The following is a 1,367-nucleotide window of genomic DNA, read 5'->3' on the forward strand; positions in this document are numbered from 1 at the left end:
CCCAGGGTTCAGGCAAGGTAGCCATACGCCCGTTTTCAGGTGATCCCGAGTAGTTGTAGCGGTCGGTACGGGTTCCGGCTGTTACGGCGTAGGGCTTTCGCGATGGTGGTGATGCCGGCCAGGCGGAGCAGGCTGATCGCGGTGTTGCGCAGGGTGGCCATGACGCGGGGTGCGTTGCCGGTGCGCAGGCGGCTGGCGTCTTCGGCGTAGGTGGTGTCGTGGATGTGGTGCAGGGTTTCGATGGCCCAGTGTCCGCGGAGAGCGTCGGTCAGGTCGGTCGGGCTGGCCTGGCCGGCGCTCAGGTTGGTGATCGCGTAGACGGTGACGGTGGACCAGCGGCCGGTGGCCAGATTCAGCCGGCGACGCCGGATCCGTAGCGCTTGCACGGCGTGTGGGAAGTCCAAGGCGAGTGCGCCGGTGCAGGTGACTGCTTGCAGGCGGCGGATGTCGTAGCGGCCGTGTCCGCGGGTGCTGGTTTCGTCCTGGATCGGGATCTTCGTCCAGGGCAGGGTTTTGAGCTGCCGATACAGACGCGGCTGGTTGCGCTTCACGGTGAACACGTAACCGGCCTGCTTGTCCTCGGTCAGCCAGCGGGCGTGCTCGCGCGGGGTGTGTAACGCATCAGCGGTGACGAGCACCGCGGTCAGGTCGAGGGGGTCCAGCAGCGGCTGGAAGCGGGTCAGCTCGTTGGTCTTGCCGTCGACGTCGACCTGGCCGAGGACGGTCCCGGTGTGCTGGTCCAGCACTGCGAGCAGATGCACCTGCGCACCGGCCGGGCCGCTGCCCCGCAGCGTCTTGCCGTCCACGCTGTACACCCGCCGGCCCGAGCTCAGCGCCGGCCGGGAGGCGACGATCCACCGGCCGACCGTGTCGTGCAGGGCGTCGGCGTCGACACCGGCCAGGATCCTGCGGAAGGTGGACTCGTCCGGCGCCCGGTACACCCCAGTGAACGGGGGTCCCGCCATGCGCCGAGCCCGGCGAGGACCTGCCGCGGGGCGTCGTTCGCCCACTCCGCGACCGCCGCCGCCGACCTGGCACCGGTCAGCACCGCCGCGACCGTGGTAGCCAGGACTCCCGCGAGGGGATGCACCACGCCCCGCGGGTCCCGCCGGTCCGGCACGGCCGTCAACGCCTCGACCAGACTCGGCCGGCACGAGGCAGGCAGCGACACTCCAACATGATCCGCGTGCACGGCCAGCACACCGATCAGCGATGATGTTCCCAACGGGCGCGGTCCTCGGATGATCTTACGGCTTCGACACCTGAATGATCACCGAAAGGCCGCGCCCGGCCTATACCACCACGATCAGGAGCGTCCGCCCCGAAACACTCACGACGGACATATCGCTACCTTGCCTGAGCCCTGG

General features: G+C 69.2%; 1 protein-coding gene and 1 pseudogene. Both read right to left on the reverse strand.

Translation table 11 applies throughout. From position 1 onward, the window contains the following. Positions 1-35: 35 nt before the first annotated feature. Positions 36-911, reverse strand: a pseudogene (locus tag AC2CHE_RS26815) (ISAs1 family transposase); the annotation flags it as partial. Beyond that, positions 830-1,201 carry a transposase family protein gene (locus AC2CHE_RS26820; RefSeq protein ID WP_484507604.1) on the reverse strand — a complete coding sequence of 124 codons (372 nt, stop codon included), beginning with the start codon at positions 1,199-1,201 and terminating at the stop codon, positions 830-832. The pseudogene AC2CHE_RS26815 and the gene AC2CHE_RS26820, both read right to left, overlap by 82 nt. Positions 1,202-1,367: the final 166 nt, after the last annotated feature.

The organism is Micromonospora sp. ATLC16, from assembly GCF_057196645.1.